Raw genomic sequence first — 23,717 nt, 5'->3', positions numbered from 1 at the left:
ACCCTCAAAGAGTAGCAATGAGTCATCCAACTATTTCTCAATTGTCGATCAGTGCCAATCAGTTCCAGTTTTGTGAATTGGTGGACGAGGCGCTGCGGCATGCCAAAAAACTGGGCGCCAGTGATGCTGCCGTCGATATCTCCGAAAACAAGGGCCTGGCGGTCTCCGTGCGTCAGCTGGAACTGGAGACGGTAGAGCAGACGCAAGACCGCTCCTTGGGTGTGACCGTGTTTGCGGGCCAGCGCAGCGGCTCGGCCTCCACCTCCGATTTTTCCGTCAAGGCGCTGCGTGAGACGGTGGAGGCGGCCTGGCATATTGCCCGCTATACCGCTGAAGATCCCTTTGCCGGTTTACCTGAAGCAGACATGCTGGCGCAGCAGTATCCCGATCTGCATTTGCACCATCCCTGGCTGCTGGATGCTGATCAGGCTGCCCGACTGGCTATCCGCGCCGAGCAGGCCGCGCTGGAACTGAGCCCTCTGATCAGCAATTCGGAAGGCGCCTCGGTCGATACGCTGGAAGGACATTTTGTGATGGGCAACAGCCGCGGCTTTCTGGGCGGCTACCCCTACAGCCGTCATTCGCTCAGTGTCAGCCCTATTGCTGGCAAGGGTGACAATATGCACCGCGATTACTGGTACAGCAGCTCGCGCGATCCATCCCGTCTGGCCAGTCCCGAATCGGTCGGGCGTTACGCGGCCGAGCGTACCTTGTCGCGTCTGTCGGCGCGCCGTATTCCTACGGGTCGCTACCCAGTTCTGTTCGAGGCTCCGCTGGCTGTGGGCCTGATCGGCTCTCTGGTGCAGGCCACCAGCGGGTCGGCCCTGTATCGCAAAACCAGTTTTCTGCTCGATTCGCTGGGCAAGACCGTCATGGCCAAGCACATTGATGTGCTGGAGCGCCCGCATCTGGCAGCTGCCATGGGTAGTGCGCCGTTTGATTCGGAAGGCGTGCTCACGGCGGACCGCGACGTGGTGCGTGCTGGCGAGCTGAAAGGCTACTTTTTGTCGTCGTACGCGGGTCGCAAGCTGGGTATGCCGTCCACGGGTAATGCCGGTGGTTCACACAACCTGCTGCTTAGCTCGCGGCTCACCCGCCCTGAGGATGATCTGGATGCCATGCTCAAGAAGATGGACCGCGGCCTGCTGGTGACCGAGCTGATCGGTCAGGGAGTCAATTACCTGACAGGTGATTATTCGCGGGGCGCATTTGGTTACTGGGTGGAAAATGGCCGTATTCAGCATGCGGTGGAGGAAGTGACCATTGCCGGTAATCTGGCTGAGATGTTTGCCCAGATCGTGGCTGTGGGGGCGGACACCTTTGCCGCCGGCTCCAAGCGCACGGGCTCGATTTTGATCGAACAGATGTCGGTAGCCGGCGCCTGATCTGCTTGCTGTGCCAGTGCATGGTCTGTCCTTAACGGTGCCGCAAGCCGCCAGACCGGCGAGGGCGCGGTTTCCCTATGAGGGTTGGGGGGGCGTTTTCGATGAAAGTGCCTGCCCAATGTGCCAGATCAAGGAGCCGACGATCAAAGCCCCGATTTGCGGGATAATCCGGGCTTTCGCAGCCCCCCATTCGGGTCGCGCCAGTGTACTATCCCTAGCATAAAAATATTTCCCGGTTATTGAATCCCCACAAGGAGCTTATTCATGCAGCGTCGCTCGTTTCTGAAAAAGGCAGGTCTTGGTGCGGTCGCCAGTACTGCCGCTATTGCTGCCCCTGCTATTGCCCAGAGCAATCCCAAGGTTAATTGGAAGCTGACATCGACATACGGCCCCGCCACCCCGGCGCTGTTTTCGACCGCTCAGGCGTTTTGCAAGATGGTGGAAGAGGCCTCGGATGGCAACTTCAATATCCGTTTGTACCCGGCCGGTGAAATCGTTCCCGGTTTTGGTGTGATGGATGCGGTCAGCAACGGCACCGTTGAGTGTGGTCAGACAGCTTCGTATTACTACTACGGCAAAGATCCATCGTTCAGCTTTGATACGGCAGTGCCATTTGGGCTGAACGCGCGTCAGATGAATGCCTGGATGCAGGAAGGCAACGGGACGAAACTGCTGCGTGAGTTATTCGCGACCCGTAACATCATCAACTTTTCCTTCGGGAATACCGGCACCCAGATGGGCGGCTGGTACCGTAAGGAAATCAATTCTCTGGAAGACCTGAAAGGTCTGAAGATGCGTACGGCCGGTTTTGCCGGTGAAGTGCTGGCCCGTATGGGTGTGGTGCCTCAGCAAGTGCCGCCGGGCGATATCTACCCATCGCTGGAAAAAGGCACGCTGGATGCCGTGGAATTCGTCGGTCCCGTGGATGACGAAAAGCTGGGCTTTCAGAAAGTGGCCAAATACTACTACTACCCCGGTTGGTGGGAAGGTTCGGCGCAAGTGTCGCTGTACGTTAACGACGCCGCTTTCCAGGCACTGCCCAAGCAATACCAGTCGCTGATTGAAATTGCGTCGCGTGCTGCCGGCGAGCGCATGCTGTGCCAGTACGACGCGCAAAGCCCAGGCGCCTTGCGTCGTCTGATCGCCAGCGGCGCCATTTTGAAAGCCTTCCCGCGTGATGTGATGGATGAGTCCTTCAAAACAGCCAATATCGTGTACAAGGAATTCTGCGACAAGGACCCCATGTTCAAGAAGATTCACGACGATTACATGGGTTTCCGCGATGCGCTTGTGCCTTGGTTCCGCGTGGCCGAAGGCTCCTACGACAACTACCTGGGCATTGCTCTGGCAAACCAGAAAAAAGGCTGATCCCAGTATCTGAGTCCGGGCAGAGCACTCTGTTCGGGCTTGGCAGGTCCAGCTTGTTCACCCCTGTTTCCCGGTTGGAAGCAGGGGTTTTTTTATTGGCTGGTGCTCTGGGGTACGGGGTGGGTCTGATCAGTGGATCTAAAGGTAGGGAGGCTTTTTGGAAGGCGCCGCAAGAGAGTGTTGCGTTGAGGTGGAAAAATACTCGCAGCCTTGCTGGAGCGTGCGCAGAGATGAAACCCGTGCTTTCTTTTTATGAAGCGCGGCCTGGGTGTGGCAAAAAATCGGTGCTTTCGTACAAAACCCTCGTGTTTTCCACTATTTATGTTATTATGGCGAGCTATTTGGCAGAAATGCACGGGCGGAATATAACGTCTTGGCAGGGTCAAATAGAGCTGCCTTGCTTGAAAAAGCGGGTGGACTGTAGGGGTTAGGCATGTTGCCTTGACCCGAAATTTTAATATTTAGGAACCATCATGAAGACCTTCGTGGCCAAGCCGCTTGAAGTCAAACGTGACTGGTTTGTGATTGACGCTAAAGGCAAAGTCCTTGGTCGTGTGGCCAGCGAAGTCGCACGCCGCTTGCGTGGTAAGCACAAACCCGAATATACCCCTCACGTTGATACCGGCGATTACATCATTATCATCAACGCTGCTGACATTGCCGTAACCGGTAACAAGGCACAGGATAAGAAGTACTATCGTCACTCGAACTACCCAGGCGGTATTTACGAAACCAACTTCCAAACCATGCAAGAGCGCTTCCCAGGCCGTGCCATCGAAAAGGCCGTCAAGGGTATGTTGCCAAAGGGCCCTCTGGGCTACGCCATGGCCAAGAAACTGAAGGTTTACGCTGGTGCCGAGCATCCTCATAGTGCTCAACAGCCTAAAACTCTGGACATCTAAGGATAGGTCATGATCGGTAACTGGAATTACGGTACGGGCCGTCGCAAGACCTCCGTCGCTCGTGTCTTCATCAAGAAAGGTTCGGGCCAAATCGTGGTCAACGGCAAGCCTGTTGACGAATACTTTGCTCGCGAAACGGGTCGCATGATTGTGCGTCAGCCTCTGGTGCTGACCAACCATGTTGAATCCTTCGACATCAAGATCAACGTGCATGGCGGTGGCGAAAGCGGCCAGGCCGGTGCTGCCCGTCACGGCATCACCCGCGCTCTGATCGACTACGACGAAACACTGAAGACGGCTCTGAAACAAGCTGGCCTGGTGACTCGTGATGCTCGTGAAGTTGAGCGTAAGAAAGTCGGTCTGCACAAAGCACGTCGCCGCAAACAGTTCAGCAAGCGTTAATTCGCCTCGCGACCTGTTTATGGTGCTCAAAAACCCCGGACCTGTCCGGGGTTTTTGTTTGCGGGCTACATTTGTCCTGCTTTACCGGGTCTGCTGCTTGAGAACAGGCAGGACTACGTTAAGATAGAATTTTTGCTTGTTTCTCTTTCAGGAAAGTTCATGGCTACACATAGCGATACCCGGATCAAGGTAGGGATTGTCGGCGGTACAGGTTACACCGGGGTCGAGTTGCTGCGTCTGTTAAGTCAGCACCCTCAGGTGGAACTGGTCGCCATCACCTCGCGCAAAGAGGATGGCGTGCCGGTTTCGGATATGTATCCGAACTTGCGTGGCCATGTGGATCTGAAATTCTCTACTCCTGAAAATGCCAATCTGGAACAGTGCGACGTGGTGTTCTTTGCCACTCCCCACGGTGTTGCCATGAGCCAGGTCGAGCGTTTGCTGGCTGCAGGCGTGCGTGTGATCGACCTGGCAGCGGACTTTCGTCTGCAAGATACGGACGTGTTCCAGAAGTGGTACAAGATGGAACACAGTTGCCCGGATATTTTGAGCCAATCGGTGTATGGTTTGCCCGAGCTGCGGCGCGACAAGATCTCTCACGCCAAGGTGATCGGTAACCCCGGCTGCTATCCCACTACGGTTCTGCTGGGCTTGGCTCCCTTGCTGGAAGGTGGCAAGGCGCTGGTTGATACTCAGCACCTGATTGCCGATTGCAAATCCGGTGTGTCCGGTGCTGGCAAAGGGGCTTCGGTTCCCAATCTGTTTGCGGAAGCCAGCGACAACTTCAAGGCCTATGGCGTGTCGGGTCACCGTCACCATCCGGAGATTGTGGAGCAGTTGCAGCGTTTGGCCGGCGGCCCGGTTGGTCTGACCTTCGTGCCCCACCTGGTGCCCATGATTCGCGGCATGTTTTCCACGATCTATGCCCGCATCAAGCCTGAGGCGATGGACACGGACTTCCAGGCCCTGTATGAGCAGCGCTACGCGCAGGAAGCGTTTGTGGATGTGTTGCCGGCTGGTACCCTGCCTGAAACCCGTTCGGTGCGCGCTTCCAACCAGCTGCGTATTTCCGTGCAGCGGCCCGGTAACGGCGATCAGCTGATTATTCTGGTGGTGCAGGATAATCTGGTGAAGGGTGCTTCCGGTCAAGCCGTGCAGAATATGAATATCCTGTTCGGCCTGCCAGAACAAACTGGCCTGAATCACGTTGCCATTCTGCCTTAAGGGGAACTTGGTCTTGGTGAACAGGTCAAATATCCATGACTGAATCACCACAAACCACGACTCAGACTGCCGCTCCTTCCCGTGCGCGGGGTGGAGCGTCTGTCATTGCACTGGCGGTATTGGCGGGTATGTTATTGGGTGGCGGTGGCCTATGGCTATACCGCAGCCTGACCCAGCCTGCAGACCAGTCTGAACAAATTCAGTTGGCGATGCAGAATCTGGCACGTAGTCAGCAATCCCTGCAGCAGATTCAAAGCGAATTTGAGGTGCTGCGCGGGCAGTTGGTGTTGGAGGAGAGCACACGCAAGGGGCTGGAAAAATCCTTGCTGTCCACTCAGACCGAACTGGCGCAAACACGCGAACAGCTGGCTTTTTACGAACAGTTGCTGCCCCCTGGCCCCAGTGGTTCCATTACGGTTCGTGCCCTGGAGGTCAGTAAGAGGGGAGATCTGCTGGAGTATAAAGTCCTGTTGCAACGTAACGCCCCGGAAGGGAAGCCATTTTCTGGTCGCCTGCAGTTTCAGCTGACCGGGCGGCAAGACGGAAAAAACGTTAAAATCGATTTAACACCCAGTTCCGGGCCAGATTCGGGGCTGGCAGAGTCGTCTGTAGAACAGACTGATCCTTTGATCTTAAACTTTAACCAGTTTCAGCGCGCTATGGGTTGGCTGGCGTTGCCGCCAGGCTTTGAACCCACCGCCTTGACGCTGAATGTTCTGGAAGGAAGCGTTATCCGCGCTTCTCGCCAGGAAAAAATCGCCCAGCCAGACTAATCACCTTACCCGCGGGTGGTCATGTGCAAGGCGATCACATGATAATTATTCATGCCGGCGGGGGCCGGCAGGAGAACCACATGAGCACTCTTACCGAATCCGTTGATCTGCAAGCCCCTCCTTCCCCACTGATCTTTACCGATTCAGCGGTTGAGAAGGTCCGTGAGCTCCTGATTGAAGAAGGCAGCCCCGAACTGAAGCTGCGCGTCTTCGTGCAAGGTGGTGGCTGTTCCGGCTTCCAGTACGGCTTCACTTTTGACGAACTGGTTAACGACGACGACACCATTATTGATAAAGACGGCGTACAACTGCTGGTTGACGCCATGAGCTTCCAGTACCTGGTGGGCGCAGAGATTGATTACAAAGACGATCTGGACGGTGCTCAGTTCGTTATCCGTAATCCTAATGCGACAACGACCTGCGGCTGCGGCTCTTCCTTCACGATGTAAGAAGGTGGCGTCAGCGCTGACCGGCTTTAGCAGGATTTGTACACAAACACCCCAGACTCTGAATGCAGGGTCTGGGGTGTTTTAGTTGTGCGCGTGAGCATATCGTGTTTGATGAATCTGCGCATTTCCGGGCTCTGTAGCAGGGGCAGGCGAGGTGGATAGCTCCGTGAATGAGGGGAGCGCGGGCGGGAGAACGGGCTTGAGGCTTGGGATGCTTGAAGTTGGGATGGATGAGTGCCTGTCATTTGTTTGTCAGGGTTTCATCTTGCGGGGCTGTGCCTGATCAGATGCTCCAGGGCACTAGCGTTATCGGATTGCCTCTTGTGTCAGGGGCGGGGTGCCAGCGTTTGTCAGGCCGGATAGCAAGCGCCGAGTACGGTTGCGCGACGTGCTCCGGTTACGGCAGGCAGCCCCGCAGGAATACGTTCAACATGTGCATAAGCCAGCCAGGCAAAGGCCAGGGCTTCAATGGACTGCGGGTCCATGCCCAGTTCGGCGCTTGAGCGGATGGGCATGATGAGTTGATCGCCCAGGCGTTTCAGCAAGGCCGGATTGGCCGCGCCGCCGCCACATACAATCAATTCCTGCACCTGAGCGGCGTAAGGCTGGATAGCTTGCGCAATGGTATGCACCGTCAGATCCATCAGGGTGGATTGCACGATGGCCGCTGAAAGCCCACTATTGGGATCAACCAGATCCAGATGCTTTTGCAGCCAAACCAAATTGAACAGATCACGGCCCGTGGATTTAGGGGCGGGCAGCGCAAGCCAGGGTTCGCTTAACAGGCTGGCAAGCAGGGCAGGATCAGACGTCGCGCTATTGGCCCATTGACCGTCCTTGTCATAAGGCTGGCCTTGATGTTTGTTCACCCAGGCATCCAGGAGCATGTTCGCCGGGCCGGTATCAAAGCCAAACACCTCACGCCCCGGCAGTAGCAGGGAAATATTGGCAATCCCGCCCAGATTCAGAATGACGCGGCCGTGCTCGTGACGGAAAAGCGCCTCATGGACGATAGGCACCAAGGGTGCCCCTTGGCCGCCCGCGGCAATATCCCGGCTGCGAAAGTCTGCAATCACATCTATGCCGCAGCGCTCGGCCAGCAGGGCAGGGGCGTTCAGTTGCAGGGTGTAGCCCTGGTCAGGTGCATGGCGGATGGTTTGGCCGTGTACGCCAATCGCGCGTATCAGCTCTTTTTCTGCGCCTTGGGTCCAGGGCAGGCACGCCTGGGCGTAGAGTTCGGTCAGTTGCACAGCGGCAATGCTGGCACGCGCTAGCTCATTGTGTCCCGGGTGTTGCAAAGCCAGCAGCTCGGCTCGCAAAGCGGCCGGCATGGGCAGGCTGCGGGTTTGGTGTATCTGTGCCCCCTGTGTGCCGAAGGAAGCCAGCACGGCATCCACACCGTCCATGCTGGTCCCGGACATGAGTCCGATATACAGGGGGGCTGACATGGGGCTTAACGGCTGGCCAATTGCACGGGCTCAGCGTCCGTATGCAGCAAAGCGAAGCTGTCCTGATAGGAGGCCAGGGTTTGCTGGAACTGCTTGCGTTGGGGGGCATCCAGAACACGCGCGACAGGCAGATCTACCGACAAAGGATCAACGGCTTTTTGCGCAATACGGAATTCGTAGTGCAGGTGCGGGCCCGTTGCCCAGCCCGTCGACCCCACATAGCCGATCAGTTGACCCTGTTCGACACGATCGCCTTTGCGCAGCCCGGCCGCAAAGCGGCTTTGATGAGCGTACAGCGTGGTGAACTGGCCGTGGTGCTTGAGAATGATGGTGTTGCCATAGCCATTTTGACGGCCAATGAACTCAACGGTGCCATCGGCTGTGGCATGAATGGGCGTACCCGATGGGGCCGCGTAGTCCACACCGTTGTGGTCACGCCAGCCGCCATGTACGGGATGGCGACGACCGCCAAATGTGGAGCTGATGCGGGTGAATTTCAGGGCGGTGCGCAGGAAAGCGCCTTTAAGGCTTTGGCCGCTGAAATCGTAGTAGCCGCCGCTGCCGTTTTCGGGCTGGAACCAGGCCGCTTCATGAACTTTGCCCTGATTGATGAACTCCACTGCCAGCAGGCGACCCGAACCTACGTCCTGCCCTTCATGGCCGTAGGATTCGTAGACCACACGGAAGCTGTCGCCTTTGCGCAGGTCTTTCAGAAAGTCAATCTTGCTGCCCATCACATCGGCCATTTGCAGCGTGATGTTGTCGGGGATGCCGGCTTGGTCGCTGGCGCCAAACAGCGAGCTGTTGATGGTGGCCTGGGCGACACGTACCCGGGTCTGGGTCTGGTCGCTTTGCTCCTCAGCGACAAAACCGCCTTGCCCGTCGGGCCGAACTTCCAGCCAACGGGCCTGGCCCTGACCGGATTGCTCGGAATACGGGGTGTGGCGGTAGCGCAGCCATTGCAAATTACCATTGGCATCCAGCGCTGCCTGCACGGTACGACCCGGATAGAGCTTGTAGATTGAGCGCGCCTGCTTGTCGTGAGTCAGAAACTGCAGTAAACCCTCTTCGCTCACCTGCATGCGCTGCAGCAGGGCGGACAGGGTATCGCCACGGCGAATGCGGGTTTCCGTGACGTAGGCTTGTTGATCCTGGGCTTGCAATACCGTCAGATCCGACGGCAGGGTCAAGGCAGTGCGGGCTTGGTAAATCTGGGGCTCGGGGCTGCTGGGCATCACCACGGCCAGGGCGCCGGCGGCGACAAAGGAACCCAGGGCCAGCGTGACCAAACCAGTGCGGATAATGAGGGCTCGGGCGAACCGAGGCTGGTGGATGTTAAGGTGGGAGGAGGAGCGTTTCCCTTTGCTGAACATAAAACCAGAACCTTGTTGGACGTACGGTTTACCGTCCACCCGGTTTGCAGGCGGAGGTCAGTTGTACTGGGCGGACAGAACATTCCAGCCCTGGCGATCTGACCTGCGCGGGAATGATAAAATAGGGTGGTTTACGAAACCTTGCTCATTAATTAAGCACGTCTCGCAATAGCAGGCTATCCTAGCGCATTAGGCTTAATTTTTCGAGCATTTTTACTCATTAGTTTGTCACCAGATTTGTTATGTCATCCCCCTCAGAGCCCCTTTCTCCAGAAGTCCTGGCTGATTTAGCCATCGTCAAACGCGGCTGCGACGAATTGCTCGTCGAATCCGAGTTTGCCCGCAAACTGGCGCGCAGCCATGCAACAGGACAGCCGCTGCGGATCAAGCTGGGTCTGGACCCCACGGCTCCTGACATTCACCTGGGGCACACCGTGGTGCTGAACAAGATGCGCCAGTTGCAGGATCTGGGGCATACCGTTATTTTCCTGATTGGCGATTTCACCTCCACCATTGGCGATCCCAGTGGGCGCAACACCACCCGCCCGCCTTTGACGCCCGAGCAGGTCATTGCCAACGCCAAGACTTATTACGATCAGGCCGCGCTGGTTCTGGACCCTGCCCGCACCGAAGTTCGCTATAACTCGGAATGGTGCGACAAGCTCGGCTCACGTGGCATGATTCAATTGGCTTCCCGTTATACCGTGGCACGCATGATGGAGCGGGACGACTTCACCAAACGCTTTAAGGCCAATCAGCCTATTTCGGTACACGAGTTTTTGTACCCCTTGTTGCAAGGCTACGATTCGGTTCAATTGAAAGCCGATGTGGAATTGGGCGGTACCGACCAGAAATTCAATTTGTTGGTGGGACGTGAATTGCAAAAAGAATATGGGCAGGAGCAGCAATGCATTCTGACCATGCCTTTGCTGGTGGGTTTGGACGGCGTGGAAAAAATGTCCAAATCCAAAGGCAATTACATTGGTATTAGTGAAACGCCGGACTCGATGTTCGGCAAATTGATGTCCATCTCCGATACCTTGATGTGGCGTTATTTCGAGCTCTTGTCGTTCCGTAGTCTGGAAGACATTGCCGGCCTGCAAAAGCAGATCGACCAGGGCCGGAACCCGCGCGAGGTCAAAGTGGAGCTGGCACAGGAGATCGTCACGCGTTTCCACAGCGCCCAGGCTGCGGCCCAGGCACTGGAAACATTTGATGCCCGTTTCCGTCGGGGCGAAATGCCCGAGGACATGCCCGAGGTTACGGTGGCCGGTGAGCTGGCCTTGTTGCGCGTGTTGCGTGAAGCAGGTCTGGTCGCCTCCAGCAGCGAGGCCCAGCGCAATGTGGAGCAGGGCGGCGTACGCATCAATGGTGAGCGTGTGGACGATAAGGGTTTGCAACTGGAGCCGGGCAGCTATGTGCTGCAAGTAGGCAAGCGCAAGTTTGCGCGGGTCACCTTGACCGGCTGATTGATTGTGGAGGTCTGCAATGAAACTGCGTAGTGATTCTTTTCAAGATCAGGGCATCATTCCCGAGCGTCTGGCTTTTTGCCGATACGACGCACAGTCGAGAGTTGCATTGGCTGGTAATGCCAATCCGCATCTGGAATGGTCCGATGTTCCCGAGCAGACCCAATCCTTTGTGGTTATTTGCCACGACCCCGATGTCCCCAGTAAACCGGACGATGTGAACCAGGATGGGCGCGAGGTGCCGGCGGATCTGCCACGGGTGGATTTCTTTCATTGGGTGTTGATCAACATCTCCCCCCAATTGCGAAGTCTGGCCGAAGGTTCGTACTCCAAGGGTATTACGCCACGCGGTAAAGCCGGCCCTTTGGCGCTGGATGATACGCGCCAGGGTGTGAATGACTTTACCAACTGGTTTGCCAGCGATCGCGACATGAACGGTGATTACTTTGGCTACGATGGCCCGTGTCCGCCGTGGAACGACGCCTTGCCACACCGTTATGTCTTTACGGTCTACGCGCTGGACATTGCCGAGCTGCCTCTGGAGGGGCGTTTTAACGGCCAGGATGTACTGCGTGCCATGGAAGGACACATTCTGGCTCGTGCGACCTTGACAGGTCTGTACACCCTGAATCCCCGTTTGATTCAGCAATCCTGATTCCCCGGGGCGGACTATTTGAGTTTTATTCATATTCTCTTGAGTCCGCCCGTTGCCGCCTAACGTTATTTCCGCATTTTATGGGGTTTCTGCCACCGGAGATGTTTGTCTCGGTGGTTTGATGCGCTTCCGCGCTAAAATGTTGCTTTCTTAGTTTGCTACCTACTTTATCCTTAGGAACCCTCATGTTTGACCGTTCTGCGACTCTTGACAAAGTTGATCCCGATCTTTGGGCTGCGATTCAAAGCGAAGATGTGCGCCAGGAGCAGCACATCGAGCTGATCGCCTCGGAAAACTACACCAGCCCTGCCGTGATGCAAGCCCAGGGCACACAACTGACCAATAAATACGCGGAAGGTTACCCTGGCAAACGCTACTACGGCGGTTGTGAGTTCGTGGACGTGGTCGAGCAATTGGCTATTGATCGTTTGAAAGAACTGTTTGGCGCCGAGGCCGCCAACGTCCAGCCCAACTCCGGCTCGCAAGCCAACCAGGGCGTGTACATGGCTGTGCTCAAGCCCGGTGACACTGTGCTGGGTATGAGCCTGGCCGAAGGCGGTCACCTGACCCACGGTTCCCCGGTGAATGCCTCGGGCAAGCTGTACAACTTTGTGTCCTACGGTCTGGACGCCAACGAAGAGCTGGACTACGAGGAACTGGAGCGCTTGGCCAAAGAGCACAAGCCCAAACTGATCGTGGGTGGTGCTTCGGCTTATTCCCTGCGCATTGATTTTGAACGCATGGCGCGCATTGCGCATGAGAACGGTGCCCTGCTCATGGTGGACATCGCTCACTATGCCGGTCTGGTTGCAGGCGGGGTGTACCCCAACCCCGTGCCTCACGCTGACTTCGTGACTTCGACGACGCACAAGTCGCTGCGTGGCCCTCGTGGCGGCGTGATCATGATGAAGGCTGAGCACGAGAAAGCCATCAACTCGGCGATCTTCCCCGGCATTCAAGGCGGCCCCCTGATCCACGTCATTGCGGGTAAAGCCGTGGCGTTCAAGGAAGCGCTGGCCCCCGAGTTCAAGACTTACGCTGCTCAAGTCGTGAAAAACGCCGACGTACTGGCTCGCACCCTGGTCGAGCGCGGTCTGCGCATCGTCTCTGGCCGTACCGAAAGCCACGTCATGCTGGTGGACCTGCGTCCCAAAGGTATTACCGGTAAAGTGGCTGAGGAGGCCCTGGGCAAGGCGCACATCACCGTCAACAAGAACGCCATTCCGAACGACCCTGAGAAGCCCTTTGTCACCAGCGGTGTGCGTCTGGGTACGCCTGCCATGACTACGCGCGGCTTTAAAGAAGCCGAGGCGGAATTGACGGCACATCTGATTGCTGATGTACTTGACAACCCTCACGACGAAGCCGTTTTGGCAGATGTTCGTCGCCGTGTACACGAGCTGACTGCCAAGTTGCCCGTCTACTCCTCCAAGTAATCCAGCCGGAGCGGGCCGCAAGGCCCGCGATTCTGAATGAAGTGTCCGTTCTGCCACCATGCCGATACCCAGGTGATCGATTCCCGAATCACCGAAGAAGGCGACGCCATACGGCGACGTCGTAAATGCTCGGCCTGTGAACGGCGCTTCACAACTTACGAGCGTGCTGAACTGAGCTTGCCCGTTGTGGCCAAGCGCAATGGCACCCGTATGGATTTTGACCCCGCCCGCTTTCGGGCGAGCATGGGCGTTGCGTTGCGCAAACGCTCCATCCCCATGGCGCAAGTCGATGCTGCCGTGCAGCGCATCGAAGAAAAACTTCAACTGACTGGCGAGCGTGAAGTCTCCTCGGAGACTATCGGTGAACTGGTCATGGCCGAACTCAAGCAGTTGGATCAGGTGGCGTATGTGCGTTTTGCCTCGGTCTACAAGAGTTTTAAGGACATCCGCGAGTTTGTAGAGGCGATCGACGAAATGAACGATCCCGACCGCGGCTAAGGCTTATGGTCGAACAAGAAGACGTCGTCTGGATGCGGCAGGCTCTGAAGCTGGCCGAGCAATCCCTTTATATCAGTGCCCCCAATCCCCGAGTCGCCTGTCTGATTGTGCGCGACGGCCAGTTGTTGGCTTCAGGCTCCACACAGCAGGCTGGTGGACCTCATGCAGAAGTGATGGCGTTGCGACAGGCGGCAGAGCGAGGCGTGAACGTGGCCGGCGCGACGTTTTATGTCACCCTGGAGCCTTGCAGCCATCATGGGCGTACGCCTCCTTGTGCGGATGCGCTGGTCAAGGCGGGAGCTGGGCGCGTGGTCTTTTCCATGTACGACCCTAACCCTTTGGTGGCAGGCAACGGCGTCTCACGCTTGCGTCAGGCGGGCATCTCTGTGGATGGCCCTGTGTGCGTCGAGCAGGCGCTGGCGATCAACGCCGGATTTTTTGCTCGTATGACACGCGCACGCCCCTGGTTATGGATGAAGATGGCCGCCTCACTGGATGGTCGCAGTGCCTTGCCGGATGGACGATCTCAATGGATTACCGGACCGCAGGCCCGTGATGATGGTCACCACTGGCGCGCTCGCAGTTGCGTTGTCTTGACCGGCATCGGTACGGTGAACGCGGATAATCCCTTGATGAATGTGCGGGCGGTTTCCACTCCCCGGCCGCCTATCAAAGCCGTGCTCGACACCCATTTGCGCCTTGACCCCAAGGCTGCCTTGCTGGATGGCACCTTGTGTTGGGTATTCAGCCATCGTCGCGATCCTGAGCGTGAGGCTGAGTTGGCAGACCGCAATGCTCAGGTTATTCCCATGCCTTTGCACGAGGGCCAGGTGGATGTGCGTGCCATTCTGGATTGGATGGCCGAACAACAGATTAATGAAGTTCATGCAGAGGCGGGAGCACGACTTTCGGGGGCATTGATTGATGCTGGCGTGGTAGACCAACTGCTGATGTATCTGGCCCCTAAAATTTTGGGGCAGGGCCGCGGTGTGGCGGACATTACGGCTTTGTCGGGCCTGGAGGATGTCGAACCTTTCGAGTTCACCGACGTGCGTCTGCTGGGGGCTGACCTGCGTATTCTTGCTCGTCAGCGTGATCACTGGGATGCTTTGTTGCGTGCGGTGGGCGGGGCTTATCCTCCCGATTCGGAATAAGCCGTTTCCCCCCAAGTCGGTGTGCTCAGGCGTATGAGCAAGAAGCCGATGAAAGCGGAGCGACAGACTCAAGTGCCCGTATCGCTCGCTCAATAGTGTCACTTTGCCTGGGCCTTGAGCGTGAGCCACCTCTCCAGTACGGCCTTGCCAACAATTCGTCCAAGAAAAAATTGAATGCTTGCGTTACAAGGACAAGTGCTGCTATTATTATGGACTTGGCATTAGCAGCTTCACATTGCTTGGCCAAAGAATAATTAGGACAGGTGGCCGAGTGGTTGAAGGCGCACGCCTGGAAAGCGTGTATACGTTTATAGCGTATCGGGGGTTCGAATCCCCCTCTGTCCGCCAAAATTTTTATGTAAATCAAATAGTTAGCAGTAGTTGGATGTCATAATAAAGACACTCATTTGTTAGCTGATTTGCATATGCCTTGGCATTTGCCAGGTGAGTGGGTATTGGTAAGGCCAGTGCCAAAAATGGCTTCTGCCTTGTGGCCAGCGTTCTCATCTGCATCTGGCATCCATTTGGCATATATTTTTGCAATCATCGTCCAGTCACGATGACCCATTTGCTTCGCAACCCACATTGGATGTTCTCCAGCGCTTACCATCATTGAGGCATACGTGTGCCGTGTTTGATAGGGCCAACGGTAGCGAACGCCTGCAGCTTTCAATATTCTTATCCAGGCATCTCTGATCTGCTGATCGCCTGTCCATCGTTGACCTGTCCCTGGGTTGATAAATATGGGATCGCCTTTTAAGAACGTATGAGGCCGTTGAGCTTGTAGTGCTTCTAATGTTGGCTTTAAGATTTTTATTTCTCTAAGTCCTGAAGCCGTCTTTGTGCTTTCTGCTTGACCTTTAGACGCCTGAGTCATGGCGCGACGAACTCTTATGTATCCGCGCACAAAGTCAATATCGCCCCAATTTAAAGCGATAAGTTCACTGGTGCGAACTCCTGTCCAAAAAGCAAACTTGATCTGATTTGCCATTGATTTAGAGCATTTTGCCAAGATGGACTGTTGTTCCTCTATGGTGAAAGGGTCTATATCTTCTTCTTCTTTGACCTGGACCTTGCGTTGGTAGCAATAATCGGTCATGAAATTGATATCTAACAGTTCATCATCTACGGCATCAGAAAGTGCCTTGCGGATCACACTTTGTATATTTGCTAATCGCTTATTGCCACATCCCATCCCCTCAAGCCATTCTTTTACGTCTTTTCGGCGCCATTGAGGTAAGAGCAGATTGCCAAATTTCGGGATTACTAGATTGTCGACAACCTTGCGGTAGCCTTCATAACTAGACGCTTTTAATATTGGTTTTTGTGATTTCAACCATCTAGTTAAATACTCTTCTACATATTCAGTCTGACCGCTAGATGTTAAAAAGAACTTCGCTCTTGGGCTGTCAGGAAAGTGGTTGTGATACTCAAATGTGCCCTGATCAATAGCATGGATGATCGCGGCCCGTTGTTGCTCCACACGCTTTAAATTTGCGGGTGTCGGTTTAAGTTGTATGTTTTCTCTACATCGAATGCCTTGATACTGAAAAGTAATCTGGATGCTGCTTTTTGATGCGGGCTTGACACCGCTACCATTCCTACTCATGTGCTATTACCATGAAACTGAACCAAGCCACAGGATGTTGGCTTAAGGTTTACGAGCTTTGGGTAAGATCTGACACCTGGTGTCGGGTTCTACCCAAAACCAGCTTAAACCTTCGCAATTTGATAAAAGGTTTGCCCCCTAATTAAGGGGGGCTGAGTATAATTTCGACTAAAGTTAGTAATTATTTAGCAGAGGATTACCCGCCATCCTCACGAGGGATTGTCTCACGACAAATCCGGCGTCCAGAGATCTGGATCGTCAGTGCTTGTCCTGCTTAACGCTCACTCTACGAGCCTAGGAGGCACTGATTTTTCACGCGCTTTGTCTTCTGCCGCCGTGTATCGTTGGGCAGCCGTGCAGTCCTTACCAAAAGGTAGGGCAACGGTATTTATCAAACTTCGGTTGTTAAGGAACGTGCTATACATCAGCAATTGGATGTATTATTAGTCAATGACTTAGTAAAGTCAACAGCTACCTGACCGTTATATTTATTATTTATGAACCATGATCACCCTAATTCTTCCGACAATCTCGAATTGGATGCGCCATATCATGTAAAGCGCGCTATCAAAATTGTTGGTAATGGAGCGCTCTTAGCTGAAAAACTGGGTGTCACTGCAGTGACTATCAGCGACTGGGCATCCGGAAAACGCCCTGTGCCAATTATTCGATGTGTTGAGATCGAAGAATTGACCTGTAATGAAGTGACTCGAAAACAGTTGCGTCCAGAAGATTGGTATCAAATTTGGCCAGACTTACGCGATAAAAAAGCATAATCATAAAGCATTTTTATTATTTCTTCGGTAGTGCCCTTTGATTTGGCTTGTTATGCTTTGTGTTAATTATGGTAAATAACCCGGCCCCAGGTCGGGTTTTTATTTGTCTGGTTACTTGTATTGCCAAGGATTGAGGTTTATTTCTGTGGCGTTGTATGGCTGATACCTTCTCTTTCGGGCGCGTCTAATCAAGCCGTAGCGGTGGAGGGCGTACCTGCATACCCGGTTAGTGTGCCACATCGTTCTCGCGTTCAAGTGCTGCACGCCGCAAGCGGCGCTTGCGGCCTGTTGGCCGTCTTCGACACTTGAGCGCTGCGCTGCGACGTGTCTTCTGGTTCCGGGCAGTTCCGCCCCAGCAACCGGAGAGACCGTATGGCTACTAAAGCACAACAGCATAAATTTGTTAATACAGCCGATGAGCATCAACAGCAAATAATCAAACTTTTGCGAGAGGTAGCGCGTTACCGAGGCCTGGATCAAACATGGTCCGACTGGGTAGAAATGGGTGCTATCGCTATAGCCAATGCTGTCGATAAATCGCAGTTCGAGTCACGCGAAAAGCGTTACCTAGACATTGTGGCGCAGTATCAAAAAGAAGATGTGAACCTTTTGGTAAGGGCATTTGCGCATCTGGTGCAGTGCTGGGAACAACGCGTCACATCAGGCGAATTTGGTGACGTGTTGGGTTCAACTTTTATGATGATGGACATGGGCAACGCTAGTACTGGTCAGTTCTTTACGCCGTACGAAGTGTCTCGATTGATGGCTGGCATCATAATGAGCGACCATGCCGCGCACCACCAGGCGCAGTTGCAACGGCGGGGGTTCATCACGTTGCAAGAGCCGGCTTGCGGTGCTGGTGGGATGGTTGTTGCTGCAATACACGCATTGGTTGACTCAAGGATTAATTACCAGCAAGCGCTGCATGTCACAGCCATCGATATTGATCGGCGTTGTGTCCATATGACATACCTGCAGCTGGCGTTGCTACATGTGCCCGCAATTATCTTACAGGGAAATGCGCTCTCGCTTGAGGTTTTTGAGACCTGGTATACACCAGCCCATATTTTGGGTGGCTGGTCATCTCGTTTGCGTGAGCAAAGAGCCGTTGGTAATGTCGATCAGCTGCTGATGCCTGAAATAAAGCATGCGGGAGGTGAATCGAGTCTGATGGAGCCAGTACAGCATGTGGTGCGGGCTATTCAAAAAGGGGTGGAGGTAGGGCAGATGAGCCTATTCTAGGCTCTTCGATGGTGGGGGCTTGCAATAGCCCCTACTGATACCTGTGCTTACGTTACTGCCTGCTCATTTTTAGTTATTGTGTATTCCAGTGATGCTGACACTCAGTTCCAGAGATTGTGGCCCATTCATGCTGGAGATTCTGACCATCCTTTCCAGTGATTGTGATCCACCGCGCTGATGGTTTTGACCGGCAAGAGTTGGGACGAATCGTACCTGTGCTGCACCCATGCAATCGCGCGCTCAGCGTGCTAGGCGGTGTTCTCATTTGATGCCGAAGGTGCCGCCAGTATCTCGCCGCTTTTTGTAGTTGGGATTTGTCGGTATTGGCTGCGTGATGATCACTGGCAATGAATCGAGGTGTTATTGATGGGCAAATTCAGTGACAGTGACTGGCGGCCAGAGATAGTTGAGGTCTTTATCGAGACGGTGTTCTTCTGAATTGCCCGAATCGGCCCTCTCTGGCACGACACTCCAGAAGCCTATGACCGTTGGCACCGTATGTATGTGCGGTATAGCCGCTAGTAATGCAAAGGAGTGTGATTGGCCTGATTGAGAACGTTCCCTGTAAAGTTGCTCGTGGCCTGCTCATAACAAGGCCAAGCTTGTTATGAGCCTCTTCCCAGATACTCTTCAAGGGGCCGCCGATTAAGACTTCAAGGCGGGCGATCAATAGGATCATGTCCAGTGAGGCGTACTGGGGCCGGTGCAACGGCAAGTGTTTGCCCTGCTAACGCCGCTCCCGCAACCACTCAATTAGTTCAGGTAGTGGCATCGGCCTGGCAAACCAGAAACCTTGCCCTTGAGAGCATCCTGCCTCCCGCAGGAAGGCTAGCTGCTCCTCCGTTTCAACCCCCTCAGCCACCGTGCGCATGCTGAGTCCTTTGGCCATACCGAGAATGGCCTGCACGATAGCTTGATCGCTACGGCTTTCAAAAAGACCAGAAACGAACGATCGATCGATCTTCAGCTTCTCAAACCGCAACTTTTTCAAGCGGTTCAACGACGAAAAGCCGATGCCAAAATCATCCATTGCCAAACGGATACCGGCCTCATGCAGTTCATCCGAGGTCTGCAATACCTGGGCCGAAGAGTTCATTGCCACACTTTCGGTGATCTCAAGCTCCAAACGCTCAGCCGGCAGTCCAGTGCTGACAAGTAACTGATGAACCAGCGCGCAGAATCCGGCTTCACTGAACAACGCGGCACAGATGTTGACCGCTACCACCACATCCAGCAGGCCCGTTTCGATTAGCGTCATATTGTCTTTGCACGCCTGGCGAATGACCCAGCGTCCAATAGTCGGCATCAGGCCGTATTCCAGTGCTACAGGAATAAACTGATCAGGTGCCACCAGGCCATTAACGCCATCACGCCAACGCAGCAAGGCCTCCATGCCGCACGGCTGCAAGGTCTGCATATCGAACTGCAACTGGTAATGCAACTCGAACTGCTCTAGCGAAATGGCCTTGCGCAAGCGACTGAGCAGGCGATAGACCTGCTCGGATCGTTCACGTAACGCTTGATCGAATAGGCGAATACAGCCGCCTCCTTCCACCTTGGCCTGATACATGGCGATATCAGCTTCATTCATCACCTCATCGGCTGTCAGACCGTCATCGGGGTACAGGCTGATGCCGATACTTGCGCCAACACTCAGTGCCCGATTATCAATGACGAATGGCTCCTTCAGCGCCTCCATCAACCGTGCGGCGATGTGGGAGGCTGTTTCCCCTTTGGAATCTAGAATGATAGAGACGACGAACTCGTCTCCCCCCACCCGACCTAATAAATCACTATCGCGCAAGGTTTTCTGAAAGCGCTCAGCTGTTAGCTTGAGCAAGCGGTCGCCAACCTTATGACCATGGTTGTCGTTGATCTGCTTGAAACCGTCCAGATCGATGAACAACACCGCAATGTTCCGCCCACTGGTCTGACAAGCCTCAATGGCTCTGGACAGCCCTTCAATAAACTCACGTCGATTGGCACACCCGGTAAGCCCGTCGTATTTGGCCAGAAAGGCAATGTGCTCGGTGAACTTGCGGCGCTCACTGATGTCGTGGCAGATGCCGACGAATAACTGCTGGCCATCCTGACTGAACTCACTGACGCTCAAATGCAGCGGAAAGCAGCTGCCATCTTTGCGCTGGCCCGTGACCTCTCGGCCAATGCCGATGATCTTGCGCTCACCGCTGGAGCAATAGTTGTTTAAATAACTGTCGTGCTCCTGGGCATACGGTGCTGGCATCAGCATGGAGATGTTCTTGCCGAGCATCTCGTCCGAACTGAAGCCGAAAAGCGTTTGTGTAGACTGGTTAACCGCCTGGAGAATACCGCGTGCGTTGATGACCATGATGGCATCTACAGCGGCATTGAAAATGGCACCGGCAAGCGCTGACTCCAGGCCATCCCATGTATTCGGTTCCGCCCCGTCAGGCACCTGATTGTTCTCTCCCGGTTTTCTCATTTCAGTTACCGAAGCGCTCAACCAGTGCATGCATGGCATGTGATGTCTGTTTCAAGTCGTTGCCCACCTGCGCGGACTCTCCCGCCAGCTCGGCATTATGTCATGGATCAAGCCAACGGCGCTACTGATTCCTTGCAGCGCCTCCTGGGTAGCGATCACCTGCTGCACACCGGCGGCGGCCTCTTGGGTGCCGGCCTGGGCTATCGTCACCGCGTTCTGCGCCCCCGCCAACAGTGTCTTGATGATGTCCTGAATAGCCTTGGTCGACTCCTGGGTCTTCGATGCCAAGGCTCGTACTTCATCTGCCACCACGGCAAAGCCCCGGCCCTGTTCACCGGCCCGTGCCGCCTCGATGGCCGCATTCAAGGCTAGCAAGTTGGTATGCTCGGCAATTGCCCGAATCATGCCCGCCGCCTGTTCAATAGTTTGAGTGTCGCGCGCCAATGCCTCCACCGAATCGCTAATCCCGGACACCGTATGTGCCAAGTTCTCGATCACGTCGCGTGTCTTGCCAGCCTCGGCAGAGCCGTTACGAGCCAGTGTATTAGCCCGCTGCGCCTCATCTGCGGTGCGATGAACATGTGCTGATACCTCGGCAATCGAGGCCTCGAATCAATATTTTACCTGTCTTGTCGCCCATCATTTCAATTTGACCTCAATTTGATTAAATAGGTTTTCAATATGAAAGCATGTTGTTTATAGCAGTGTAAGAGCTGAACGTTGAAAGCACAATATCGCATTGATATTTCTATATAAAAATCGGGCTTAAGAAACGAGTCAAAGATAAGAGCTGGTCAAAATGTAGCAGTGACATTTACCTAGTATCCTGCTAAATTGCTGTTTATTTATACAGTATTCAGGCATTGACAGTATGCTACCTATCCCTCTTTCACAGTTGCCGATCTACGTCTGGGCAACACCTGCAACGGTTCAGTGTGGCTTTCCCAGCCCGGCTGAAGATCATGCGCAAAAACGCCTTGACTTGAACGAGCTGCTGATTCACCAGCCAGATGCCACTTTCTTTATGCGCGTGCGCGGCCCCTCCATGCGGGATGCTGGGATAGATGACGGGGACTACGTGGTGATAGACAGGTCGCTGGAGGCAAAGCACGGCAACATTGTGTTGGCCGTAATCGACGGTGAGTTCACGATCAAGCGCCTATTTCGTCGCGCTGGCCGCGTGAAGCTTCAAGCCGCGAATCCGACATTTGCTGATATCGAGTTTCGTGATGGACAAGAATTGATCGTTTGGGGGGTAGTAACATGGACGCTCAAAGGCCTGTTACCCGCATAGCACTCATCGATGGGAACTCGTTCTATTGTTCCTGTGAACGTGCCATGCGCCCAGCATATGAAGCGCGTCCGTTAGTTGTGCTTTCTAACAACGATGGCTGTGCCATCGCCAGGACACAAGAGGCCAAGGACTTGGGTATTAAGATGGGTGCGCCCTGGTTCCAGATCAAGCACTTAGCCGACACACACGGCCTGATCGCACTGTCTGCGAATTTCAACCTGTATGGCGACTTGAGCAACAGGATGATGAACGTGATCGGCCAGTTCTCCCCGCTCCAGGAGATTTACTCAATTGATGAATCCTTTCTGGATCTGACTGGTGTACCTGGCACAGGCCGAGAAATCGGCAGCGAAATTCGTCGGCGCGTCCGTCAATGGGTAGGCATCCCCACATGCGTAGGCATAGGCCCAACAAAGACGTTGGCCAAGCTGGCTAACCACCTGGCCAAAAAAATGCCACGCTTACAAGGCGTGTGCGATTTGTCCGGGTTGCCCACGGCTGACCTGATGCGTGCAATTCGGCATGTGCCGATTGATGAGGTGTGGGGTGTGGGCAGGAAGCTGGCGCCCAAGCTCCAGGCGCTCAACATCCATACGGCCGCTGACTTGGCCCGGGCTGACTGGCGCGTGATTCGAGACAAATTTTCGATTGTCGTGGCCAAGACTTGTAGGGAGCTTTTCGGAGAGAGCTGCATTGAATGGGAAGATGTGCCAGCAGACAAGCAACAAATCATGTGCTCACGCTCGTTCGGTAGGCCTGTTCTAGCACTGCAAGACATCGAGCAAGCAATCAGCACTTTCACCAGCCGCGCCGCTGAGAAGTTGCGGGCCCAGCAGAGTGTGACAGCGTCAATTCTCGTGTTCATCCGCACAAGCTATTTTCGCAACGACCCACAGTATTCCGGCAGTACGGTAGCACGCTTATTAACGCCGACGGACAGTACAGCCAACCTAGTGCAAGCAGCATTGCAGGGCTTGCATAAAATCTATCGCGAAGGCTTTAAATACTCAAAAGCCGGTGTTTGCTTATTAGATCTCGCTACACAGCGGCAAACGGATGCACAGCGCTGCTTATTTTCGTCTGGCCCCGCAGCCGATGGTACCGACAGATCTGCGCTTATGTCGGTACTGGATAGCATCAATCAGAGGTACGGCCGCAGCACAATTGCAGCGGCCAGTTCATTCGCGCCAGAGGATGCCTTATGGAGAATGAAGCAAGAAAGAATGACACCGGCATACACCACAGACTGGAATCAAATTGTGGATATCTGGAAGTAAAGATGCCTGGTTGAAGCGGGCGTGGGTTAATGAATAGTTTGCTGTAATAAGAACGTAGCGATTGCCATAATCATGCCTCCTGCAAAATACATTGCAGCATACAACGCATAAGGTGGTGGTTTAACTCCTTCCAAGGCCTTGGCTATCACAGGATCTGAGATCGGGGTATTACGGAGCTGCAAAAGCCGTACCGCACGATAAGTATGAAATAAGCCAGCGGTAATAAAACCTGCGGTGATAAGCAAACTAACGGGTAGCAACCACCACATGGAAGTTGCTAAAAGTTGAATAATCGCGTCCATTCTTATCCTCTTGATCAATGACCACTTAATTATCTGTCGTTGAGCTCAACAAGTTCCATATAACCCTTTTAGTTCCGACCGTATTAGGGCTTGCGCGCTTTGCTTGCAAGGGCCGCGATGCGGCCTAGTTGGTGTGCTGCGCACAAAAGGCGCTCGCCGCGCGGCTGTGTTGCGTCCTCTCATCGCTGGGCTCCCGCGAATCCGGTCTCGTTAGTCC

General features: G+C 54.6%; 22 protein-coding genes and 1 tRNA gene. 17 read left to right on the top strand and 6 right to left on the bottom strand.

The window, feature by feature from the left end:
* The first annotated feature begins 17 nt into the window (after positions 1-17).
* The 7 genes from pmbA (at position 18) to erpA (ending at position 6,503) form a co-directional block, all read left to right on the top strand.
* Positions 18-1,385, top strand: coding sequence for a metalloprotease PmbA (gene pmbA, locus V6936_RS15815; protein WP_003801840.1), 1,368 nt, complete (start codon positions 18-20; stop codon positions 1,383-1,385).
* A gap of 264 nt (positions 1,386-1,649) precedes the next feature.
* Entirely contained in the window at positions 1,650-2,753 is a 1,104-nt protein-coding gene (locus V6936_RS15810) for a TRAP transporter substrate-binding protein (RefSeq protein WP_003801838.1), read from the top strand.
* Positions 2,754-3,226: 473 nt separating this feature from the next.
* Positions 3,227-3,655 carry a 50S ribosomal protein L13 gene (rplM, locus tag V6936_RS15805; RefSeq protein WP_003801836.1) on the top strand — a complete coding sequence of 143 codons (429 nt, stop codon included), beginning with the start codon at positions 3,227-3,229 and terminating at the stop codon, positions 3,653-3,655.
* A 9-nt stretch (positions 3,656-3,664) separates the two neighbouring features.
* Positions 3,665-4,057: a 30S ribosomal protein S9 gene (gene rpsI / locus V6936_RS15800; protein ID WP_003801832.1), complete on the top strand. Its 393-nt coding sequence runs from the start codon at positions 3,665-3,667 to the stop codon at positions 4,055-4,057.
* A gap of 159 nt (positions 4,058-4,216) precedes the next feature.
* Positions 4,217-5,281: an N-acetyl-gamma-glutamyl-phosphate reductase gene (gene argC, locus V6936_RS15795; protein WP_336580112.1), complete on the top strand. Its 1,065-nt coding sequence runs from the start codon at positions 4,217-4,219 to the stop codon at positions 5,279-5,281.
* A 35-nt stretch (positions 5,282-5,316) separates the two neighbouring features.
* Positions 5,317-6,054 carry a DUF6776 family protein gene (locus V6936_RS15790; RefSeq protein WP_003801828.1) on the top strand — a complete coding sequence of 246 codons (738 nt, stop codon included), beginning with the start codon at positions 5,317-5,319 and terminating at the stop codon, positions 6,052-6,054.
* An 80-nt stretch (positions 6,055-6,134) separates the two neighbouring features.
* Positions 6,135-6,503: an iron-sulfur cluster insertion protein ErpA gene (gene erpA, locus V6936_RS15785; protein ID WP_003801826.1), complete on the top strand. Its 369-nt coding sequence runs from the start codon at positions 6,135-6,137 to the stop codon at positions 6,501-6,503.
* A 350-nt stretch (positions 6,504-6,853) separates the two neighbouring features.
* Here the strand turns inward: erpA and V6936_RS15780 are convergent, their stop codons facing one another.
* Positions 6,854-7,951, bottom strand: a complete 1,098-nt coding sequence (locus tag V6936_RS15780) for an anhydro-N-acetylmuramic acid kinase (RefSeq protein WP_336580111.1) — start codon at positions 7,949-7,951, stop codon at positions 6,854-6,856.
* Between the two features lie 5 nt (positions 7,952-7,956).
* Entirely contained in the window at positions 7,957-9,324 is a 1,368-nt protein-coding gene (locus V6936_RS15775; RefSeq protein ID WP_219235096.1) for a M23 family metallopeptidase, read from the bottom strand.
* A 242-nt stretch (positions 9,325-9,566) separates the two neighbouring features.
* Here V6936_RS15775 and tyrS point away from each other — a divergent pair, with 242 nt between their 5' ends.
* The 6 genes from tyrS (at position 9,567) to V6936_RS15745 (ending at position 14,884) form a co-directional block, all read left to right on the top strand.
* Positions 9,567-10,793 (top strand): tyrosine--tRNA ligase, encoded by a 1,227-nt coding sequence (tyrS, locus tag V6936_RS15770; RefSeq protein ID WP_003801820.1) that lies wholly within the window; start codon positions 9,567-9,569, stop codon positions 10,791-10,793.
* Between the two features lie 19 nt (positions 10,794-10,812).
* Positions 10,813-11,448: a YbhB/YbcL family Raf kinase inhibitor-like protein gene (locus V6936_RS15765; RefSeq protein WP_003801818.1), complete on the top strand. Its 636-nt coding sequence runs from the start codon at positions 10,813-10,815 to the stop codon at positions 11,446-11,448.
* A 185-nt stretch (positions 11,449-11,633) separates the two neighbouring features.
* A complete protein-coding gene (glyA, locus tag V6936_RS15760) occupies positions 11,634-12,884 on the top strand; it encodes a serine hydroxymethyltransferase (protein ID WP_003801816.1) in 1,251 nt (416 codons plus the stop codon).
* A gap of 36 nt (positions 12,885-12,920) precedes the next feature.
* Positions 12,921-13,382, top strand: coding sequence for a transcriptional regulator NrdR (gene nrdR / locus V6936_RS15755; protein WP_336580110.1), 462 nt, complete (start codon positions 12,921-12,923; stop codon positions 13,380-13,382).
* A 5-nt stretch (positions 13,383-13,387) separates the two neighbouring features.
* The gene (ribD, locus tag V6936_RS15750) at positions 13,388-14,536 is read left to right on the top strand and encodes a bifunctional diaminohydroxyphosphoribosylaminopyrimidine deaminase/5-amino-6-(5-phosphoribosylamino)uracil reductase RibD (RefSeq protein WP_336580109.1); all 1,149 of its coding nucleotides are present in this window, start codon (positions 13,388-13,390) and stop codon (positions 14,534-14,536) included.
* A 257-nt stretch (positions 14,537-14,793) separates the two neighbouring features.
* Positions 14,794-14,884: transfer RNA gene (locus V6936_RS15745), tRNA-Ser, on the top strand.
* 55 nt (positions 14,885-14,939) lie between these two features.
* On the opposite strand, the gene V6936_RS15740 is transcribed toward V6936_RS15745, so the two are convergent.
* Positions 14,940-16,145, bottom strand: a complete 1,206-nt coding sequence (locus V6936_RS15740) for an Arm DNA-binding domain-containing protein (RefSeq protein ID WP_336580108.1) — start codon at positions 16,143-16,145, stop codon at positions 14,940-14,942.
* Positions 16,146-16,642: 497 nt separating this feature from the next.
* On the opposite strand from V6936_RS15740, the gene V6936_RS15735 reads away from it, so the two are divergent.
* On the top strand, positions 16,643-16,921 hold the full coding sequence (locus V6936_RS15735; protein WP_336580107.1) for a transcriptional regulator: 279 nt from the start codon (positions 16,643-16,645) through the stop codon (positions 16,919-16,921).
* A gap of 372 nt (positions 16,922-17,293) precedes the next feature.
* Positions 17,294-18,163 carry an N-6 DNA methylase gene (locus tag V6936_RS15730; protein ID WP_336580106.1) on the top strand — a complete coding sequence of 290 codons (870 nt, stop codon included), beginning with the start codon at positions 17,294-17,296 and terminating at the stop codon, positions 18,161-18,163.
* Positions 18,164-18,890: 727 nt separating this feature from the next.
* Here V6936_RS15730 and V6936_RS15725 read toward each other — a convergent pair.
* A complete protein-coding gene (locus V6936_RS15725; RefSeq protein ID WP_336580105.1) occupies positions 18,891-20,648 on the bottom strand; it encodes an EAL domain-containing protein in 1,758 nt (585 codons plus the stop codon).
* Between the two features lie 30 nt (positions 20,649-20,678).
* Entirely contained in the window at positions 20,679-21,125 is a 447-nt protein-coding gene (locus V6936_RS15720; RefSeq protein ID WP_336580104.1) for a methyl-accepting chemotaxis protein, read from the bottom strand.
* A 373-nt stretch (positions 21,126-21,498) separates the two neighbouring features.
* Here V6936_RS15720 and V6936_RS15715 point away from each other — a divergent pair, with 373 nt between their 5' ends.
* Positions 21,499-21,921, top strand: coding sequence for a LexA family protein (locus V6936_RS15715; RefSeq protein WP_336580103.1), 423 nt, complete (start codon positions 21,499-21,501; stop codon positions 21,919-21,921).
* A complete protein-coding gene (locus tag V6936_RS15710) occupies positions 21,891-23,198 on the top strand; it encodes a Y-family DNA polymerase (protein WP_336580102.1) in 1,308 nt (435 codons plus the stop codon). The genes V6936_RS15715 and V6936_RS15710 overlap by 31 nt, the downstream gene beginning before the upstream one ends.
* A 26-nt stretch (positions 23,199-23,224) precedes the next feature.
* Here the strand turns inward: V6936_RS15710 and V6936_RS15705 are convergent, their stop codons facing one another.
* Complete coding sequence (locus V6936_RS15705; RefSeq protein ID WP_336580101.1) at positions 23,225-23,500, bottom strand: hypothetical protein; 276 nt, start codon at positions 23,498-23,500, stop codon at positions 23,225-23,227.
* Positions 23,501-23,717: the final 217 nt, after the last annotated feature.

The organism is Alcaligenes sp. CHO6 (assembly GCF_037120595.1).
GTDB classification, from domain to species: Bacteria; Pseudomonadota; Gammaproteobacteria; order Burkholderiales; family Burkholderiaceae_B; genus Alcaligenes; species Alcaligenes ammonioxydans.
The sequence above is the reverse complement of the archived record's forward strand: the minus strand, read 5'-3'. Positions and strand labels throughout refer to the sequence as shown.